General features: G+C 52.2%; 15 protein-coding genes. 11 read left to right on the top strand and 4 right to left on the bottom strand.

From position 1 onward, the window contains the following. Positions 1 to 2 precede the first annotated feature (2 nt). Genes EHN06_RS20735 through EHN06_RS20775 form a run of 9 tightly spaced genes read left to right on the top strand, consistent with a single transcriptional unit; the run spans position 3 to position 10,862 of the window. Positions 3 to 851, top strand: coding sequence for a TIGR03749 family integrating conjugative element protein (locus tag EHN06_RS20735; protein WP_127334573.1), 849 nt, complete (start codon positions 3 to 5; stop codon positions 849 to 851). Positions 852 to 862: 11 nt separating this feature from the next. Beyond that, positions 863 to 2,347: a TIGR03752 family integrating conjugative element protein gene (locus EHN06_RS20740; protein ID WP_127334574.1), complete on the top strand. Its 1,485-nt coding sequence runs from the start codon at positions 863 to 865 to the stop codon at positions 2,345 to 2,347. After that, positions 2,313 to 2,720 (top strand): TIGR03751 family conjugal transfer lipoprotein, encoded by a 408-nt coding sequence (locus tag EHN06_RS20745; RefSeq protein ID WP_178338804.1) that lies wholly within the window; start codon positions 2,313 to 2,315, stop codon positions 2,718 to 2,720. The genes EHN06_RS20740 and EHN06_RS20745 overlap by 35 nt, the downstream gene beginning before the upstream one ends. Before the next feature lie 4 nt (positions 2,721 to 2,724). Then, positions 2,725 to 5,853: a conjugative transfer ATPase gene (locus tag EHN06_RS20750; protein ID WP_127334575.1), complete on the top strand. Its 3,129-nt coding sequence runs from the start codon at positions 2,725 to 2,727 to the stop codon at positions 5,851 to 5,853. Next, complete coding sequence (locus tag EHN06_RS20755) at positions 5,850 to 6,314, top strand: DUF1525 domain-containing protein (protein WP_011783556.1); 465 nt, start codon at positions 5,850 to 5,852, stop codon at positions 6,312 to 6,314. The genes EHN06_RS20750 and EHN06_RS20755 overlap by 4 nt, the downstream gene beginning before the upstream one ends. After that, on the top strand, positions 6,311 to 7,465 hold the full coding sequence (locus EHN06_RS20760; protein ID WP_127334576.1) for a TIGR03756 family integrating conjugative element protein: 1,155 nt from the start codon (positions 6,311 to 6,313) through the stop codon (positions 7,463 to 7,465). The genes EHN06_RS20755 and EHN06_RS20760 overlap by 4 nt, the downstream gene beginning before the upstream one ends. 41 nt (positions 7,466 to 7,506) lie before the next feature. Continuing rightward, positions 7,507 to 8,862, top strand: coding sequence for an integrating conjugative element protein (locus tag EHN06_RS20765; protein WP_127334577.1), 1,356 nt, complete (start codon positions 7,507 to 7,509; stop codon positions 8,860 to 8,862). Then, on the top strand, positions 8,863 to 9,222 hold the full coding sequence (locus EHN06_RS20770) for a hypothetical protein (protein ID WP_127334578.1): 360 nt from the start codon (positions 8,863 to 8,865) through the stop codon (positions 9,220 to 9,222). A gap of 5 nt (positions 9,223 to 9,227) precedes the next feature. Continuing rightward, entirely contained in the window at positions 9,228 to 10,862 is a 1,635-nt protein-coding gene (locus EHN06_RS20775) for a conjugal transfer protein TraG N-terminal domain-containing protein (RefSeq protein ID WP_127334579.1), read from the top strand. Positions 10,863 to 11,098: 236 nt separating this feature from the next. Here the strand turns inward: EHN06_RS20775 and EHN06_RS20780 are convergent, their stop codons facing one another. The 4 genes from EHN06_RS20780 to EHN06_RS20795 all read right to left on the bottom strand — a co-directional run bounded on the left by EHN06_RS20780 (position 11,099) and on the right by EHN06_RS20795 (position 16,008). After that, a complete protein-coding gene (locus tag EHN06_RS20780) occupies positions 11,099 to 11,542 on the bottom strand; it encodes a hypothetical protein (RefSeq protein ID WP_127334580.1) in 444 nt (147 codons plus the stop codon). 254 nt (positions 11,543 to 11,796) lie between these two features. Continuing rightward, entirely contained in the window at positions 11,797 to 12,063 is a 267-nt protein-coding gene (locus EHN06_RS20785) for an EAL domain-containing protein (protein WP_081496573.1), read from the bottom strand. Positions 12,064 to 12,196: 133 nt separating this feature from the next. After that, positions 12,197 to 13,357 carry an NAD(P)/FAD-dependent oxidoreductase gene (locus tag EHN06_RS20790; RefSeq protein WP_053115264.1) on the bottom strand — a complete coding sequence of 387 codons (1,161 nt, stop codon included), beginning with the start codon at positions 13,355 to 13,357 and terminating at the stop codon, positions 12,197 to 12,199. 32 nt (positions 13,358 to 13,389) lie between these two features. Continuing rightward, a complete protein-coding gene (locus tag EHN06_RS20795) occupies positions 13,390 to 16,008 on the bottom strand; it encodes a helix-turn-helix transcriptional regulator (protein ID WP_104270339.1) in 2,619 nt (872 codons plus the stop codon). Positions 16,009 to 16,236: 228 nt separating this feature from the next. Here EHN06_RS20795 and EHN06_RS20800 point away from each other — a divergent pair, with 228 nt between their 5' ends. Both EHN06_RS20800 and EHN06_RS21735 read left to right on the top strand, forming a co-directional pair. Next, positions 16,237 to 17,454 (top strand): alkane 1-monooxygenase, encoded by a 1,218-nt coding sequence (locus tag EHN06_RS20800; protein WP_053115583.1) that lies wholly within the window; start codon positions 16,237 to 16,239, stop codon positions 17,452 to 17,454. A 137-nt stretch (positions 17,455 to 17,591) separates the two neighbouring features. Next, on the top strand, positions 17,592 to 18,110 hold the full coding sequence (locus EHN06_RS21735) for a rubredoxin (protein ID WP_011783984.1): 519 nt from the start codon (positions 17,592 to 17,594) through the stop codon (positions 18,108 to 18,110). Positions 18,111 to 18,128 lie beyond the last annotated feature (18 nt).

The following is an 18,128-nucleotide window of genomic DNA, read 5'->3' on the forward strand; positions in this document are numbered from 1 at the left end:
ACATGCGGAAATTCATTATCACATCAGTCGCCTTCCTGTGTGTCGCCACATCAAGTTGGGCGGAACAGATTATTCATTATGACAATCTGCCGGTGACCATTGAGCTGCATAATGGCGAGGAACGATCCATTCAGTTCGGTTCCCATGTTCAGGTTGGCATCACCAAAGGACAGCAGGTTAAGAAACTCTTCCGGGCCCAGTCCGCGCAGGGGGCCGTTCATTTCCTCCCTTACGAAGCATTTGATAAACAGCGCGTTCAAATCCGACGCATGGACGACGGAAAAGTGATCCTTCTCGATCTCATCGCTACCGACAAAGCAGATGGAGAAAAATCACTTGAGGACGTCCGGATCGTGCTGGCATCGGACAATGTGGTTTCTTCGGACGACGCTGCCGCATCTATGCCTGAAAAGGTTGAGCTGATTACGCCCATTGATCTGACTCGCTACGCGGCGCAAAGGCTCTACGGCCCCACCCGACTGCACCACGATCAAGCCGGGATTTCGGAAACGCCGCTTGCGGTCAAAGGCGCGGTACGAATTTTCAAAGGCCCGGCCCGTTACAAAACCCTTTCAACGCCTGTTGTGGCCTACCAGGGCGGCGGGTATTACCTTGCGGCGCTGTACATCCGGAATGTTTCTGACGAAACGGTTCAACTGGATTATCTGGACCTCAACCTGCCGTTTTCACATGCCACGTTACAGCACCATAGTCTTGAGCCACAGGGAACGCCCGGCGATAGCACGGTGTTGTACCTGATCTCTGAGCAGTCCCTCAAAGAGACACTCTATCCCTGGACTTACTACCAGGACCTGAAGCGTGAAACCCAAGCGTCTGTAGCGGACAGCTAAAGGAGAGCCTGATGAAAGCCAACATTGTTGTCAAAACACTGGCCGTCGTCGTGGTTGCGGTTCTCTTCGTCATCATCATGAAAGGCGGCAGTTCCAATGACTCTCAGGCCCAATCTGATCCCGGCTCGATCGAGACTTCGGGTCTCTCAGCTATTGAGAGCGGTCCCGGTCAGATCGATAACGGTCTTGGGATAGATCCCTTGGAAGCGGATTACCTTCAGGAAGAGTTCGGTGTAGACGTTGATACTCCCGTTGAAACGATGCGGACGTTGACCAATGAGACGCGTGCGGTTCGCGAGGACAGCATTAAGCTGCAGGAAGAAAACGAACGCCTGAAGGCGAGGATCGACAGTCTTCTGAAGATGGAGGAGAGCCTCAATAAGCGAATTGCCAATCGATTCGAGAATGCCGAGAGAGATGCAGCGGTACAGAAGCGACAGCTTGAAAACACTCAGGATCGCACGCGAGGCCTGATTGCTCAATTGGAAAGCCGGCTGGAGGAACTTCAGGGCTCGAACGAAAAAAGCCAGACCACGGCCAACGGATACGACATTAACTCAGCCGGAATCCCTACGGGCCTTGGTTATGACGACAGCGGCTCGCCCGTCGACTTTGATCAAGTGATTTGGACAAACCCCCTGGAAGCTGAGGTAGACCCCCGGGATCCATCAAAGATTTCGCTGCCAGATTTTGATCTGGGCGCCAGCAGTGTTTCCTCGGTCACAGGCCTGGATATGCCACAGCAAAAGCAAAAGTCTAAAGAAGAGCGGCTGGTGAAAGCGTACACCATTCCCGATAACGCTACGTTACTCGGTTCAGTCTCGATGACAGCCCTGTTGGGGCGCATTCCAATCGGGGGGCAGGTGGTTGACCCGTATCCGTTCAAGCTGATCGTTGGACCTGAGAATCTGTCTTCAAATGGCATCAAAATTCCCGGCCTTACTGGCATCAAGATGTCCGGGATTGCCAAGGGCGACTGGACTCTGAGCTGTGTCAGCGGACAGATCGACTCGATGACGTTCACGTTCCAGGACGGAACAATAGTGAGCTATCCCGAGCCAGGCGAAAAGTCTATAGAGGCCATTGCGTGGTTTTCGGATAAATACGGTATTCCTTGCGTGACAGGCCAGCGGATTACAAACGCGCCAAGTTATCTCGCTCAGAAAGTTCTCCTGACGGGGGCCAGTTCTTATTCCAAAGCCAAAGCGGACTCCGAATTTACCACCTCAACCAATGCCCTTGGTGGACAGACCAAAGGCCTGACGGGCGATCCCATGGTGGTCGCAAAGAACGATGCCATTTCCAGTAGCCTCGATGAGGTGACGGATTGGCTTGATGCCCGCCAAAGCAATTCGTTTGACGCCATTTACGTTGAGCCAGGAACGGAGCTGGTGATTCACATCTCGGAACAACTGGCCATTGATTACGATCCCGAAGGTAGAAAGGTAAACCACTATGCGAATGTCAATCGCCGCTCTGAGTATTTCCTTGATTAGCGTTGCGCTGACCGGTTGCGCGAGTAAGGACAACTTTATTCCTCAGCCCAGTCAGGACATGAAAGCCGTTTATGCAAATCACATGAGCGGAGTTGGTGATGGACAGTTGCTGGATACCCGTGCTCTGGTTCGCCGTCCAATGGTCGAGGGGGACGTTCGGCTCAGCGATTACGTGCGTTCCGAAAAAAATCAGCTGCAGAAACGATTCAAACTGCTTCCCAATCCGACGATGTACATGTTTGTCGCTCCGCACTTGGCCACCAGTGACCAGGTCCCTATACCCGGTTATTTGACCGAGTTCCGTATGTGGGAGAAAGATCACTACGCGATGCCGGGCGAGCTCAGTGATATGCGGAACGAATTCGGAGAGTAACGATATGGATTTCGCCAAGGCACTTAAAGATGTTTTCTCCCCCTCAGGGAATGCCCGCCAGAGAGAGGGAACAGCTGAATCTCCCGCGCAAATTGAACATAAATCGAAAGCCAAACCGCTTAGTACACTGGAGGCCAAGCGCATGTATGGGCGGCCTTCGTCGTTCGTTCAGAAGCTGCCTTGGTACGAATTCCAGACCGACTCGAAAACCGTCCTGCTCGATGACGGTAAGAGCGTAGGGGCTGTCTTTGACATCATGCCGATCGCGACCGAGGGCCGATCCTACAACTGGCTCCAGAACCGGCGGGACATGATTCAGGATGCGTTGCAGGACTGTTTTGAGGAGCTGACCAGCGGTCCCTGGATTATACAGCAGTACACCTACGACGATGACGACATGGAGTCCTACATCGCAGCGTTGAGGGCGTATCCCAAGCACTACTGTCAAGGCTCAGAGTTCACCCAGGACTGGCTCGAAAAAATGGAAGCCCACCTGAGAGGGATTTGTAAAGAAGGCGGCCTGTTCGAGGACAAAGAAGTCCTGGATGCCCCCTGGAGCGGGAAAATTCGCCGCATCAAAATGGTGGTCTATCGCAGACTGCCGGCAAAGTGGAAATCGTACGCGGGGATGACACCAGAAGAAGAACTGAACGATACGATTGAAAAGCTTGAAGCCTCTTTCCGCGATGCGGGCATCACGTTGGTGCGCAATGACGGCAAAACCTATTATGAGTGGCTGCTCAAATGGTTCAATCCGCGCCCGGAGCTGACCGGTGGCAACCGCCGGAAATTTGTTGAATTAGCCAGTTATCCCGGAGAAGAGGCGTTGCCTTACGGTGATGACTTTGCGGAATCCCTGTTTTTCAGCATGCCCAGGTCGGATGCCGATTCGCAAACCTGGTGGTTTGATGGCTTGCCGCATCGGTGCATTCGTGTTCATAAGATCCGTCGAACACCGAAAATCGGCCAGATCGCAGGGGAGGTCAGCGCGGTAACGCCGGACGGTCTCACCACCGGTAAAGCGTCCTGCATGATGGATAAAATGCCGCCGGGCACAGTCATGGCGACGACCATCATCATCACGCCTCAGGATGAAGTTCAGAACCATATCAACAGGATCCAGGATAAATCCAAGGGCGAGTCAGTTGATGCGACGATGGCCCGGGGTGACTGTGAAACCGCCAAGGCTTTAATGGGCAACAAGCACAAGCTCTATCGGGCGATGATGTGCGTCTATATTCGCGGTGAGAATCTTCGCGATCTTCGCAAGAAGTCCAACGCAGTGAGTACGATCCTTCTGACCAACCAGCTATCACCGGTGCGAGAGGAAGACGAATCTCTTGGCCTCGATGCCTATGTTTACAACCTGCCCATGGTTTATGAGCCCGGCATGGACGCTAACTTTAAAGCCACGCGTCCGGTTTGGTCTCAGCACCTGGCAAATCTCTCTTCCGTTTTTGGTCGCCACAGAGGCACAGGCAATCCGGGACAAACCCAGTACAACCGGGGTGGGGAGCCGGTGTCCTTCGATCCTTTCAATGGGGCAGACCGAAAGAAAAACGCTCATGGGCTGATCCTGGGCCCAACCGGTGCGGGCAAATCCGCGCACATCACGAATATGGCAGGCCAGATCATGGCCTTGCTTCGGCCCCGGCTTTTCATTGTCGAGGCGGGTAACTCCTTCGGGCTTTTGGGTGACTATTTCGCCAGCAAGGGCCTGTCCGTGAACAAAGTTCAGCTCAAGCCCGGCGCGGGGGTATGCCTGCCTCCGTTCGTGGACGCTGACAAACTTCTCCAGACCAATAAAGAGGATCTTCTGGGGTCTCGGATCGTCAGCGATAGCTCATTAGTCGGCGAGGAGGACCTGGCGGCTCACATTCCGGAAAAGATCCGAAGCGATGGTGTGATGAAATCGTTTCACGAGCTGAACGACGCCGAGCAGAAGCAGGTGCGGGCAAAAGCGGCAATGGATGTTCTGGCAGAGATGATGATGGCCGAGGACACAACCGCCGATGACGATGGTGATGACCAGCGCGACATCATGGGTGAAATGGAAATTATCGCCACGCTCATGATCACCGGGGGCGAAGAGGAGGAGGCGAAAAAGCTGTCCCGCGCAGACCGCCGAATGATCAGGGATGCCATTTTCAATGGTGCCCGAAAAGCAGAGCAAGCCGGCCGGAGAACCATGACCTCGGATGTGGCTGACGGCTTTCGGGTGATCAACGAAGACAAGGACTATCCGGAGCACCGGAGAATGCGGGCCTTCGAGATGGGCGAATCCCTTCGGATGTTCTGTGATGGGTTCGAGGGTGAGGTTTTTAATACAGACGGTGAAGCCTGGCCCGATACCGATGTGACCATCGTGGATCTCGCGACGTTTGCCCGGGAAGGCTACAACGCCCAGCTGGCCATTGCCTATACATCGATCATGATGCGAATCAACAACCTTGCCGAGAAACACCAGCATGACGAACGGCCCATCGTCATGCTCACCGATGAAGGCCACATCATAACAACCAATCCTTTGCTGGCGCCGTTTGTCGTCAAAGTCGTGAAAATGTGGCGAAAGCTGGGTGCCTGGTGGTGGGTGGCGACTCAAAACATGGCCGACTTTCCGAGTTCTGCGAAAAAGATGCTCAACATGATTGAGTGGTGGATTTGTCTGGTGATGCCACAGGACGAGATTGAGGATATCGCCCGCTTCAAGAACCTGACAGAAGAGCAGAAGCAACTGATGCTGTCGGCCCGCAAAGAACCCAAGAAGTACACGGAAGGGGTCGTTCTGTCGGAAAACATGGAGGCGTTGTTCCGAAACGTGCCGCCGTCGTTGTACCTGAGTCTTGCAGGTACAGAGAAAGATGAGAAAACGGAACGTGCCCGATACATGAAACAGTTCGGAATCACTGAGGTAGAGGCCGCTGAATACGTCGGGAAAATGATCGACTACTACCGGGGTATTGCGGAAAAGCCGGCGGATCCCGTTCCGAACCGCGAAAGAAAAACCGCGGCAGAGGCAACGCTTGAGCGGCTGGAGAAAATGCACGCTGATCAGGGCCAGGACGCGGTAGCCAAGGAAGTATTGGAAACGCTGCGTGCTGATGTGGCCGCCGAGAAGGAGACAGCCTTGTGAGGACGACGACTGTTGCCCTTTCCCTTCTGGTCAGCCTGATCACGGGAAATGCCCAGGCGTTGGAGCCCATCCACAGCCTTCGGATATTTCAGACCCAGGAAACGTTTGTGCTGGATGACGTTTCATTGCCTCCCGGGCTACCGGTCGAGGTTTATGAGCTGGATGCGAGCCAACGAGCGACAGAGGAGCTTAACCGGCAGGTTCGATCCCGCTTGCAAGAGGATCTCAATCTCCAGACCTACGAAGATGCCCACCGGCGCGCCTTCAGCGACTTGTTGAACAGTCCTGATTGGGGGGGCGTCTATCAGCAAATTGAAGTGGGTAGCCGGGCGATCGAAGCCGCAGTTAGGTTACAGATCAAAAAAATACCTGCAGTGGTGTTTAACGACCAAAAAGTTGTCTACGGCCAGCGCTCGCTCAAGGCCGCTCTGGAGGTTTACAACAAGGAGGGTAGGCGGTGAACCCGTGTCTGAAATTACTCGCTTCAGTCTGGTTGTTGCTGGCATCCGGATGGGCCGTTGGATACCCGTCAGATTGGACCAACTATAACCCGTCCTCCACGGACGCTGTTCGGGACACTACGATTGGCAGCACTCAACAGCTGCTTGAACAGCGCGGCACGGTTGAGTGCATCGCTTGCCACGGCGAAACCAACGACCAGTATAGCGGGGTCATCAATACGATCGATATTACGCAGCAGACAATGGCCGCGGCCATGTCCTGTATGGACTGGGAGTTACGGGGCGCCTGTGTTTGGATGAGCTGTGTGGTTCCGCCGATCTGTACTTTTACCACCAGCATCAAGGTCAAAAACTTTGTCCCCGATCTAGTGGTTCAGAGTTATGACAGGGCAAATGGTGAGCCCTGGACAGAAAGCCAGGACATCAATCAAGTCAGCCAGGGAACGTCGGATAGCAGCTGGGTGACGACGATGATTTCCTGGGTCGAGAATTACAATGTCACTGAGGTCCGAGGCGGACAATCGAACGAAGCGGTCAAAAATGACCACGTTAACCTGGACTTTAAACTCGTCGACGCCTACGGAAACCCCGCGTTGGTTGCCTACAATGCGATGGCGACCGGCCTGTTTGGTATGGTCTGCTCCGGCCGGTCGTTTCCCTTTTTTCCGTATTACATTTCAAACCTGGACTCCATTGCCTGGCGCTGGAATCTGCCAGAACTCTTCTACCCGCAGTCCTGGGCTGTTGGCGTGCCTGCCTACAATCTCGGCACGATGACGAATAACTACGGCTCGATCTTCCCGAGAATGGGGTTTCTGACACAGGCCGATGGGTTGAAAAGTGCGGTTCTGACGTCCTTCCGGGCGATGCATTTCATCACGCGTACGTTTGAACCTCACCTGTATTTCTCAATTGGCCAGCCCAGTGAAGATGGCTACTGGCCCGCCGGCCCCTTGGATCAAAACGACAAGGACACGGGTGTGTTTCAGATGCTTTATCCGGACAACGAGAGTTCCTGCGCCCAGTTCCCCATGTCCGCGATGCCGGGTCCTAGTAAGCGCAGCTCGGATGGTTCTTACGTTTGGAATTTCTGGAAAGCCTACAAGTGCTGCCAGCGGGTTGGACAGACCCTCGTTTGGCACAGTGGTTGATGACCGCCACCAGGTAAGCTGTTTACGACAAGGATAGGTGTATGAAAAACCCAAAAGAACGTTTGGTTTGCTTTGCGCTGGCAGTGTCACTGGTGGCACCAGCGTTTGCGCTGGATACCAGCTCACCGCGATTGAAAAATGCGTTTGATTACCGAATCGGAGGCGGAATGCTGTCCGGGCCCCCAACGGCCGTTCATACCGTTCCGGTGCTCAGTTTCGGCTCAGGCTGGGATCTCGGTATGGAGTGCGGAAAGTTTGATCCGAAGATTACGGTGTCAAATCAGTTAAACGGCATCACCGATGGCTTCAAGAACATGATGAACAACATCATCCAGTCGGCCACCGGAGCGGTAGCATCCTTACCCGCGCTGGCAATCCAGCGGGCGGACCCAGCGCTCTATGACCTTCTTCAGCAGGGTATTCTGCAGGGAAAAATGGACTTTGAGTGGGCCGAGACCTCCTGTCAGGAAATGGCGTCGGTCATGATGGGCGATCAGGGCTTTCCGTTTGAGAAATTCAAAGTGAATGCCCAGGTTTCCGAGTGGGCTTACCAAATTGGGGCTAAAGGTGGTGATGCTAAAGCCACCAAGGATGAAGTTGATAGGCTGGAAGCGGGTAACGAAGGGGCGGAGTGGATCTGCGGCGTCAAGAAAGGGGGCGTAGCAATGCCGCCCATCAATGCGCTGCGAGATGTCGTGATTGTCGGGTACAACGTGCTGTTCGATCAGAGTAACCCCTGCACCACGGCCAGTATTCCTCCGGCTGCCGGTCAGGGGACACCGCTCTGGGAGTACTGGAGTGGTCCGGTCGCCGCCGCCACATGGGCCATGGAAGTGGTGGGTGACACCGAAATCCGAACGTGTGAGACCTGTAAAAAACTGGAAACCACGCCGGGTAAAGGCCTGACCTACAAGCACCGGGATATGTCGGACAGTATCTACAACGACTTGGAAGACCTCGTGAACGGAGTGACGCCAATGACCTGGCAGAACCTGAACAGAGTGTCTGCACCACCGGGGGTGTTGGTTGACGACACGGTGATTGCGGCGATCCGAAAGCGACCGCTGGATAGCCAGCCAACCATGATTCGGAAGTTAGCCGGTGAAATTGCTTACACCCGCCTGGTCGAGCAGGGCAGGTTACTGACACAAATGCTTCGTTCGGGTGTTAAAGAGCCCAATGTGTCCAATCTGCAGTCGGCCAAAGCTGTGGTCAATGATGCAATTGATCATCTGCAGGTTGAACTCGACCAACTCGATAATGAAATCAAAACCCGTCAGGCCATTGCGAAACTGACCATTCAACGCATCGTTGGTGCTGAAGAGCGTGAAATCCAGAATACTCGGGCACCTTCGAGGGCAAAACCAACCGGCCTGAATTCGCTGGGGCAGCCTTGAATGAACAGGACACGGAAGTTCTTACTGATAAGTGTCGGTGGTTTGATTGCATTAATGCTGGTTGGCATGGTCATTTCCGTCTTTACCGAAACCTCGGCTGAAGAGTTATCCACGCTGAACCTGATTTCTGAATGGAAATGGTATCGGATGGCCATGTACGCAGCTTTAGTGGGCTGCTGGCCTTTCATTTCCCGTTGGGCAACTCGCGCAGGACAAGGTGCAAATGGCTCCGAGTCAGAGGATATCCTGGAGAAACGCCACGCGGACTATCTGCACATGTGCTCGCAGTGGTGGAAGATTGTTTTGTTGCTGATCTTCATTGAACTGGTTTTGATTCAACAATTGGGTCTGGGGGGCTGACAGGGATGGTTGCCAATACGCTGCTGGAAATTTACACCCTGATGTTCGGGTGGAACATGTATGAGGCGATCTGGGACGTGCTGGTCGGTTCCGGACTGGCGTTGGTCCCGTTCATCGTCGCCATCATCTCTAACTTCAAGGATAACTACTCGACGGGCGAAGCCGCTCAAACCATCAGAAGCATGGAAACCACATTGCTGGGAATGATCCTGGTTCTGATGTTGTGCGTGCTTCCTTATAAAGGTTTCTCAACACAGTTGTCGACGGTGCGCTATGAACTCGGCGTGCCGGACTGCAACGCCCCGTCCAATATCTCCGGGACGGGAAACAATGTATCTCCGGCCTACAACTCCACGTTCAGTGACCTTTCCGGCTGGCAGGTTCACAAGCCGGTGGCCTGGAGCTTTGTGGAGTTCCTTTCGACAGCGATCACGCACACCACCATCAAGAGCATGACGTGCGTGAATAACTACGAATACATGTTGATGCGGATTTCTAACGTCAGCATCCAGTCCGAACGGCTTCGGGAAGAAGTACAGCAATTCAACGAGGTGTGTTACCAGAAGGCCATAGCGCGTTTCCGGGAAAATCCACCGACGCCGGAGCTGCCGGCCAACGTGACACCCTGGGCGAACATTGACTGGATGGGAAGCCACATCCTGCTGGGCTACCTGGACGAATACTACGAACATCCCTCGGCTTACATGCACCGGATGGAGGATAAAGGCTTCACTCGACAAACTGTGATGCGCCAGAGCGATCAGGTCAATGAATTCGGTGCTAACCCCTCCTGTAAAGAAGTCTGGCTGGGTGAAGAAAGTCTTGGGGGCGGCGTCAATGCGAGCCTGGGGCTAAGACATAAACTTCTCAATGACATACCTATGGATGAAGCCGGCGATATTCTTGGTGACTGGAAAACGTGGGGCTTCAACGTCTTCACCACGACCAATGTGACCGAAGAGCTTAAAGAAGACATGATCCTGAAGCTGGTGCTGCAGAATAACGCTGCGAACCTGAAGTCCAGCACAGACGTCGATATGAGCAATAATTTCGAGGCTGAACAGTCACAGTGGCGTTCGGTTTTGGACAAGCTCTTCGATATCGCCAATGTTGGTACCTCTGCAAACGAGTTTCTGCAGGCAAACTCCATTCGCCAGATGTTCAAGATTGCGGGTCCGATGATCTTGGTGATGCTGCAGATGGTGATTATCCTGGCGGCCCCTTTTGTCATGCTGTTTGGTAACTACGGTCTTGTTTCATTTTTCGGGCTGGCCCTGACCTATTTCAGCCTTGAGTTCATCAATGCGATCTGGGCAGCTGCCTACTGGTTTGATAACCGAATCCTCGATATGTATGGCTCCCAGGCGGGATGGTTTGATGAAGCAACTAATTCGTTGCTGATTTCCACCGTTGCTACGTCATCGATCCTGCTACTACCGATGGTCTGGTTGTCCGTCATGGCCTACGCAGGGGCGGGTATGTTAAGAGGAATATCTGGTGGTGGCGTTGCTGGTGGCACAGCAGCAGGTGCAACGGGCTTCTCTCGCGGCGTCGGTGGAGCCGCAGCTGGAGGTATGGCTGCTGCACGGGGCGCGGGTAGGGTGGCAAGCAAAATGGGAGGCCGGAGCGGCCGACCATAAATTGGTTAAGGGAGCTGCCGAATAGTGGCTCCCGTCCTCACAAGTGGTAGAAGGGGGGGCATGGCCAGCGTCCTGGCCTACCTGGAACCGTACCTCTGTGTATCCGTCGTTGGACGGAGAGACTCAAGACATCCACCCGTTAACAGACCTCGGTTAGAAACCGGCCTAAAGCGGTTATCAAACTCAAAAAACAAGGGAATAACGATTAATCAGGCATGGATGCCACTGATCACGGTTTATCGGTCAAAGGGACCCGGTGCCTGCTTTTCATAATACCTGGCGGGATCGCTCTCCCAAATTGCATCTAAATTCGGTTCAACCATGTCGGCCATTCCAGAGTGGCGGCGGTTAGCTCTCGTTTCCGCTGTAATGAGCCCAAAAATAGCGCCAATAATCAAGGCGGCACAGTACAACACGGCTCGGAGTATCCACCTGAGAATTCGATAACCAGCGAACTCTCCATACTTCTCGTCCATATGATTGACCAACGAAACTACACCGTGCCTCTTTCCGTAGAGGCACAAACCTGTACCCAACATCAGAAATATCGGAGCAAATAAAGACTGGCTGACCAGCGAAAGCACCAGAGCTGTCGATCCTACACACAGGCCAATCCTGAACAGCCAATAGTCTCCTTTAGTCGCTGCCTTGAGTTGTACTTTTGAACTTGGTTTGATCATAAATTAACCATCCATGTAACTCCTTGCCGTAACGACGATTTCCATATTTTTTTGCCAACTTATCCATCGATTTCTGTGGATAACTCGCAATCACAGCTCAAACCACTTGGTCATGCCACCATATTGTGGCCGGAGATTGACACCATAAAGTGGCCGAAGGGGTCGCAAAGCGAACGTTCAGATGGTGCGATAACGCCGGCGCACACTAAGCGTCCGGTGATCCCAAATTGATTCGATGACCACCATCGGGCCAATTAAACCCAGTCAGTAACTTGTAGGTACTCCTCGCACCTTTTGACTGAGAGCGGCTTAGCATATAGATAGCCTTGTCCCGCATCACAGCCAAGGATTCGGAGATGGTTTTCTTGCTCTTTGGTCTCAATTCCCTCGGCCAGTACATCGAGTCCTAGGCTATGTCCCATCTGAATAATCGCTTTGGCAATTGCTCCACTTTCCTGGTCGTTAGGTAAGCCCCGGGTGAATGACTGGTCACTGTGGCCATCACAGCTGGGCTGGGCGATTCTGTATCTCCTGCTCTACAGCAGAGCTTGTGGGAGGGCCAGAATCCCCCTGCAGCTGGATATGCTCAGTCACGAGGCTCGACACATAGAAATCTCAGAGATGAGAATGAGCTGCATCCCATCTCGCTTACACTTACCCGGAGAGAGCTTTAGATAGCTTGGCTTGCCGGGTGGGAAGATTGACCGTTTCAGCTGCGATCATCCGGTCTCCGGAAAAGAGCCAGAATTCACAGGCATTGTCACTCTCTGTGGGACGCCGCTGAATTCGGTCGTATCCAGTGGCGATTCCAATACACTGGACTTTCATGCCGTTGAGATCTGACCAAAAACGAGGAGGAGAGGCAGGCGGAGACGGTTTACCACAAATATGAGCCGCCGCAATTTGTGCTTGAAGCATGGCATTGTGAATAGTTTCTATTCGGATGGGTGTATTGGTGGAAACGTTGACGGCTTTAGCGCAATCTCCGATCGCAAATATGTCAGGGTCGGAGCTACGCATGCCGCTGTCTACTATAATACCACCGTCGCAATCCAGGTTTGCGTCTTGCGCAAGTTCGGCATTGGGGATGGCTCCTATACCGATAACAACGACGTCTGCGGGTTTGGTAGTGCCGTCGGACAAACGGATACCGGAAACTCGGTCTCCCTCAGTGAGAATCTGGTTGACGCTAGCATTGAAGTAGAACATTACGCCGGCGGAGGCCATGCGGTTTCTGACAAAATTACTTGTTAATGGTGACGCTACTCGACACATCGCTCGGCTGTTGGCCTCAAACACAGAGACTTGTTTTCCCTGTAGATTGGCAGCGGAGGCGACTTCAAGCCCGATAACACCCGCGCCGAGAATGGCCACCTTCTCGCATTCCGGGGCTAACAGGGCATTACGTAATGCGGTGGAGTGGTCAAGATTCCTGAGATAGAAAACATTTTTTGCGCTCTCACCAGGTAAATCAATAGGACGTGGCCTCGCTCCTGTTGCCAAAATCAGCGTGTCGTATTTAATTTTCCTGCCGCCTTGAATCACTACTTGCTTTGCCGATCGTTCAAGCGCTATTACTTTACCGCCTTGTTCAAATTCAACTTTGTTGTCCCGAAAGAAATTAGGAGAACGGATCGGAGTTGGCGAGGGCAACTCATCTGAGGTCAAATAGGCTTTGGACAACGGGGGACGCTGGTAAGGCAGCGTGTTTTCCTCGCCCAAAATGGTAATCGTTCCGTCGAATCCATTCTGGCGGAGAGCCTCTGCGGCGGTCAGGCTGGCTATTCCAGCGCCAATGATAACTATTTTTTGCATATTCGCTCGATTCCTCTTTTGTTTTTGTAGCACTATAAAAGTCCGCGCAGTCGAGCTTCAGTGACTGCCTGAACCCGGTTGGTTACTTTAAGTTCGCTGAAAATCTTCTTCATATGCCATTTGACGGTATCCTCCGTCACAAGAAGCCGTTCAGCGATTTCTCTGTTGGTCATTCCGTTGCTTACGCATTTCAACAGAGAAATCTGCTTTATCGTGATGGTTGAGTGGGCATTGCCGGGCACAGGTGGCACGCTGGAGTCTTCTATTCTGACATCGGGATCCTTCGTAGCTTTAGCTTCAGAGTCGTCTGGCAGATCGTTAAAAAGATCCTGAGCAAGGGGGCTAAGAGAAAGTAGCGCTTCTTTGATCCAGAGCCGTGTGAAGTGACAGTTCAAATGTTCCGAAAGTAGGTTTGCATCAAGAATCATGCGCTTCGCCGATTTTGATGAACCGAGGGCAAACGCTGCCAGGGCCTGACAATAGTGGGCGGCGATCCTGGTTCTAGCGTCTGAAATTGCGCTGGCGCTTTGTAGTGCTTGTTTGGCATATTTTTCGGCGACACCAAACTGTTTCCCAAGCCGTAGTCTATACATTGAGGTTACCAGGGCCATACGTGCTTGAATGGCCTGGTTTTGATTTGGCAGGAACGTCAGCTCACATTCATCGGGGAGTATAGGTGGACCCAATTCCTCGTTGTTCAGGAGAGTAAACTCAGCTAACTGAACTTTAGTCAGGATATTTAGACGAGAGAGCTCTCGCTCGCAGGAGGCTAAGCGGGATTGTTCCAACAAGGCCATGGCTCTATCTCGGAACCCTTGGTGGTACAGAAAACGGCTGTAGGCCTGTGTACACCCCCACAGAATATCTGTAACGCCATAGTTCAAAGCGAAATCGAACGAAGCCTGTGCAGATTCCTGGGTAACCAGGTGATGGTTCTGTTCGTGCAGGATTTGTAACTCAAGGGTGCCAAACATTTTATTTAAAAAAGTTTTTGGCACCTGAATCTTTTCTGCTGTTTTATTCGCTTGAAGCAACACACTCCTTGCTCGGGCGATGTCCCCCTTGAACAGTTCACCCTGAATTTCTGCAGTTTTAAGCCAAATAAAAGCGTAATGTTGATTGGATGACTGGATGGCCACAGCCGCTCGATGGGACAATCGCTCCAACTCTTCAAAATGGCGTCCACTGGAGGCAATGAATGCCTGGCAAGTAAGTGCTGCGCCTTTGCCAACCATGTTACGGTCGCCAAAGGCGTCTATCCATTTTTGACAGAGAACCTGACTCTCCAGTAATTTATCCTGTGTAGCTTTGCCTATCGCATTAACCAATTCCCGCCATCCTTCCTCATCAAGATCGCCCACCCCCCTGGAGCTCGGATGAAGCGAACTAACCAGTATTTCCTCTGCTTGACGAGCTTGTTGGCTGAAATACAAAATCCACGCGTAACCTATGCTCAAGGCAGCGATTTTTTTTATCGTACGAGCCGGTACTTTTCCAAACCAGGTACGAAGTACTTCGATTTCACCCTGTCTGAGTGCCACGTCCAGGATAATGCTGTCACTTACGACGCGAGCCCATCGATGGTCACTGGCTTCCAGAGCTGCATTGATTGAATGGAGGTACTCTCCCCTACGCCAATGCCAGAACGCGACCCGTTTCAGTACATACGAGCGACGTTCTCGTTGGGTGGTGTTAAATAAACTACGCAAATACTCTCGCAGCACAGGGTGCATATCCATACGATCAGCAGAAGTCCCGGTGGGAGCTAAAAGAGCATAATGTTCGTTAAGAAACGTAATTTCCCGGTCGGCCTCTTCTGTCTTATAGACATAGCCATAGCATTCAGCGCTGATTACTTCGAGCATCGCTGCATTGCAAAGAAAGGTCCTCGTACTATTGGGTAACGCAGTTAAGAGGTTGTCCCTGAAATACGAGCGAGTTTCCGGCCAAGTCGCTGCGGGGAGATTTGGGTTTGGGGTTCGGCACATAAGCCTGACAAGTGCTGGCCATCCACCGGTCGCTTTTATGATGTTGCTGGCTTCGGGGCCACCCATACCCGATAATTCACTAACCTCCTCTTCTGTAAATACAAGTTCATCAGCACCATACGTTACAACACCCGCCATCATAGACAAACGTGGCAACGCCCCGACGCGACTCGGTGCAATGAAAAATTTCACATTGCTCGGTGTTTCACAGATTAAATCCTCAATCAAATCCGCGGTATGTTTAGCCTCGCCAACCCCATCAAGGCAAATTCTTATCGTCTTTTTTGCATTACACAGTGCGTTTCGAAGAACTTCGATGGTGTCGATGTCACTTTTTATCGTGCGCCAGGATTCAACTCCTTCGAGTTGATATAAAACTAACGCTGCAAACAAACTGCCATTAACGTCACATGAGTCAGGGCACGACCGGGTATTGATATAAACGGCGCTCTCAAGTTCCAGTTCGCGAGTGTTTGCTGCCAAGGCCACTTGTACAGATTTTCCATAGCCTGGCGGGGCCCGATACAGAACTACCTTTGATTCAGGCGTAGCAGAAGCGCTCAGGCAATAGCGGTCTAAACACCCTTGAGTAATGAAACACTGACGAGCCCACATCCTTTCAGACATCCTCCGACACCAGTCTTCCAAGCTATGGCGGGTCATGACAATCCGATCTCCTGCTTCGTCTCCCCGAAACGCGAGGGCGCTATGGGGTGAAAGCATATTGATAGATGTCTAGTGCGAAAACTACCCCTTAGAGTAGTTGTTTGATCTCCGGTTCTGGCCAAACCTGTTCATGCCTACAACTTGTCCGTTCACCTGAGGGACTCGGTGTTCGCACAATGTAGAAAAATGATCAAGCTGAAAAACAATAAGGTGATCCTAATGTCAATGTCAGAAAATGTCTTAACAACAGAGTCTCTTCAGAGAGACCCTGATGCCGAAGGTTATGTGGACAGAAAACGCCACCTGTGGGTCCTTTCTGTGCTGTGGCCAGCGACGCCTCTTATTGGCCTTTATTTGGTATCCCAAACTGGATGGAGCATTTGGTACGGATTGGTGTTGATCCTTTGGTATGGCGCAGTTCCCTTGATTGATGCCATGTTTGGAGAGGATTTTTCCAACCCCCCCGAGTCGGCCGTGCCTCGGCTTGAACAGGATCGTTACTACCGGGTACTGACCTACTTAACTGTTCCTATTCATTATGCGGCCTTGATTGTCAGTGCCTGGTGGGTATCCACGCAACCAATGAATGTTTTCGAGTTTCTGGCATTGGCCCTTTCCCTGGGAATCGTGAATGGTCTGGCTCTGAACACAGGCCACGAACTTGGCCATAAAAAAGAAACGTTTGACCGTTGGATGGCGAAGCTTGTCCTCGCCGTGGTCGGATATGGTCATTTCTTCATTGAGCACAATAAGGGGCATCACCGTGATGTGGCTACGCCGATGGACCCGGCGACATCCCGCATGGGTGAGTCCATTTACTCATTCTCACTGCGTGAAATTCCCGGTGCTTTCAAGCGGGCATGGGATTTAGAGGAACAGCGCCTCAGTCGTTGTGGAAAAAGTGTCTGGAGCCTGGAGAACGAAGTTCTTCAGCCTATGATTTTGACCGCTGTGCTTTATGCGGGATTGCTGGCGTTTTTTGGTCCCTTAATGCTGATCTTTTTGCCCATTCAAATGGCCTTTGGCTGGTGGCAGCTGACCAGCGCCAACTACATTGAGCATTACGGATTGCTGCGCGAGAAGATGTCGGATGGACGTTATGAGCGTCAACAACCGCACCACTCATGGAACTCAAACCATATTATGTCGAACCTGATTCTGTTTCATTTGCAACGACATTCCGACCATCACGCCCATCCTACAAGGTCCTATCAATCGCTTCGCGACTTCAAAGACCTGCCTTCCTTACCATCGGGATATCCCGGGATGTTCCTGGCCGCAATGTTTCCCTCATGGTTTCGTTCGATAATGGACCACCGGGTGCTGGATTGGGCTAAAGGAGATCTCGATAAGATTCAGATTCAACCCGGCAAGCGTGAATTCTATGAGCGTAAATTTGGTGGGACTGATTCTGAATCAGTCGATACCGCCGCGGCTAAATGATCGGCTAATCGGAACTTATATACCTCGTTTACTTTATTTACGTTGCAGAAAAAGAGCCTCTGACGTGCACCTGAAAGAGGGTGCGCGTCGGGCGCTACCAAAACAAAGACAATAATATCGTTTGAAAGGTGCTCTAAATGGCTAAGTATCAATGCCCTGATTGTGGTTATGTATACGACGAAGTGGTTGGTGATCCGCACGAAGGCTTTCCTGCAGGAACGACATGGGAAAAAATTCCTGAAGACTGGTCCTGTCCAGACTGTGCCGTCAGGGATAAGGTTGACTTCGTTGCGCTTCAAGAAGCGAACCCGGAACTTTCGGTGTCCGCAACCAATACAGCGGTCCGCCCTGCCAGCCAAGCTAAGACCGAGGGAGCATCGCAGAAAGCAACGGGCGCATCTACTCCTTCAGCTAAAAATAAAACAAAGCCCAAAGCGAAACCCAAGCCTAACTCTTCAAAATCGCCGAAAGACTCGACTCAAAAAGATACCTATCGGAAGTGGGTCTGCATCACTTGCGGCCATATCTACGATGAAGCTCTCGGAGATGAAGCCGAAGGCTTCCCTGCCGGCACTCGTTTTGAAGATATTCCAGACGATTGGTGCTGTCCGGACTGTGGTGCCACAAAAGAGGACTATGTCCTCTATGAAGACTAGTAATCCGATGGAAAATAA

Source organism: Marinobacter sp. NP-4(2019) (genome assembly GCF_003994855.1).
Lineage (GTDB): Bacteria > Pseudomonadota > Gammaproteobacteria > Pseudomonadales > Oleiphilaceae > Marinobacter.

Bases quoted from the DNA above. Each gene is read 5' to 3' on its own strand.
- EHN06_RS20735 (WP_127334573.1), top strand. From the start codon at position 3: ATGCGGAAATTCATTATCACATCAGTCGCCTTCCTGTGTGTCGCCACA.
- EHN06_RS20740 (WP_127334574.1), top strand. From the start codon at position 863: ATGAAAGCCAACATTGTTGTCAAAACACTGGCCGTCGTCGTGGTTGCG.
- EHN06_RS20745 (WP_178338804.1), top strand. From the start codon at position 2,313: ATGTCAATCGCCGCTCTGAGTATTTCCTTGATTAGCGTTGCGCTGACC.
- EHN06_RS20750 (WP_127334575.1), top strand. From the start codon at position 2,725: ATGGATTTCGCCAAGGCACTTAAAGATGTTTTCTCCCCCTCAGGGAAT.
- EHN06_RS20765 (WP_127334577.1), top strand. From the start codon at position 7,507: ATGAAAAACCCAAAAGAACGTTTGGTTTGCTTTGCGCTGGCAGTGTCA.
- EHN06_RS20770 (WP_127334578.1), top strand. From the start codon at position 8,863: ATGAACAGGACACGGAAGTTCTTACTGATAAGTGTCGGTGGTTTGATT.
- EHN06_RS20775 (WP_127334579.1), top strand. From the start codon at position 9,228: ATGGTTGCCAATACGCTGCTGGAAATTTACACCCTGATGTTCGGGTGG.
- EHN06_RS20780 (WP_127334580.1), bottom strand. From the start codon at position 11,542: ATGATCAAACCAAGTTCAAAAGTACAACTCAAGGCAGCGACTAAAGGA.
- EHN06_RS20790 (WP_053115264.1), bottom strand. From the start codon at position 13,357: ATGCAAAAAATAGTTATCATTGGCGCTGGAATAGCCAGCCTGACCGCC.
- EHN06_RS20795 (WP_104270339.1), bottom strand. From the start codon at position 16,008: ATGACCCGCCATAGCTTGGAAGACTGGTGTCGGAGGATGTCTGAAAGG.
- EHN06_RS20800 (WP_053115583.1), top strand. From the start codon at position 16,237: ATGTCAGAAAATGTCTTAACAACAGAGTCTCTTCAGAGAGACCCTGAT.
- EHN06_RS21735 (WP_011783984.1), top strand. From the start codon at position 17,592: ATGGCTAAGTATCAATGCCCTGATTGTGGTTATGTATACGACGAAGTG.